We start from the raw sequence: 1287 nt of genomic DNA, 5'->3' as shown, positions 1-1287 counted from the left end.
ATCAAAATACGCGAGGATATCCGGTTTCCGCCTGCGCAGCGTACCACCGAGTTTCTTCAACTCCGGTAAACCCTTCGGCACTTTGGTACCGATCTCGTTGATCAGTTGTTCCATGGCCCACTTCCCGATCTCGGGCTTCTTCTGCCGGTAGGCATCAACCATCCTCTGGTAAACGCTCCAGACCAATTGCACAGGCTCGTGCTTCGCAACGTTGAACAGGTCTTCAACGCGCTGTTTCTGTTTCTCTGTGGCCAGCGATAAACCTGTAGTCAGCGTACGCCGGCACTTATACAGCGGATCATCTTTCCGGCCACGCCGCCCATATTGTTCACGCTGAACTCGTTGTCTGGCCTGGTCCAACGCCTCGGAGCCGAGCTTGACCACATGAAAAGGGTCCAAGACTTCTACGGCTTGGGGCAGTTCCTCAGCAGCAGCGCTTTTGAAGCCGGTGAACCCGTCCATCGCGACCACCTCAACATTGTTTTTCCATGCTTCACCGCGTTCAGCAAGCCAGGTCTTGAACACGGCCTTGGAACGTCCGGGAATCATGTCGAGCAATCGTGCGGTGCCAGTGCCAGCCTTCACCGGGGTGAGGTCAACAATGACCGTCACGTACTTGTCTCCACTTTTGGTATGCCGCCACACGTGCTCATCAACTCCCAACACTTTGACTCCGTTGAACCGGGTTGGGTCATCTATCAGCAGGCGCTGGCCTTCGGCCAGCACTGCTTCGTTGGCGGTATTCCAGGTGACACCGAGCCCTTCGGCAATCCGTGAGACTGACAGGTGCTGGGTGACTAGCCCGGCCAAAGCCCAGCGTAGCCCGGTCCGGCTGATTTTCTGTCGTGGCGCTACCGCTTGGCTGAGGTCTTCACGCCAGACGCGTTGGCAGTGGTTGCAGCGGTAGCGGCGGTGCTTGATCACCAAGACGGTGGGCCGCCATCCGAACGGTTCGTGGGCCAGGCGCCGGGTGACGGTATCGCGTGGATTTCCGGGCGTTCCGCACGTTTGGCACCATGGGTCAGGGTTGGTCACTTGGCAGAGGATCTCAGCTTTCTTCGGCGTAAGGCGCTGCCCGATGGCGGTGAGTCCCAGTCCGTCAAGGTTGGTGAAAGTCGTGAGATTTGCGGGGGTATAGATAGAATGGTGCACAGTCGAGGTCTCTAGAAATGGTTAGTGTGGTAACTTCCATTCTTCTGGAAGGCCTCGACTTTTTAATGCATTGACGACATGCCCGGGATCCGGGGTGTTGGGTTTAGGTGGCTACACTCTCAATTCTGAAGAGCC

The 1287-nt window shown here is 57.0% G+C and carries 1 protein-coding gene; it reads right to left on the bottom strand.

Annotated features, from left to right (window positions below; genetic code table 11):
• A partial coding sequence (locus tag ACT3TP_RS18670) for an ISL3-like element ISAar23 family transposase (RefSeq protein ID WP_444621283.1) occupies nucleotides 1-1152 on the bottom strand: 1152 nt, incomplete at its 3' end.
• Between the last annotated feature and the right edge of the window lie 135 nt (nucleotides 1153-1287).

It is taken from the genome of Glutamicibacter sp. AOP38-B1-38, assembly GCF_052377485.1.
In the GTDB taxonomy this organism is placed as follows: Bacteria; Actinomycetota; Actinomycetes; order Actinomycetales; family Micrococcaceae; genus Glutamicibacter.
This window is presented reverse-complemented; position numbering and strand designations above follow the sequence as displayed.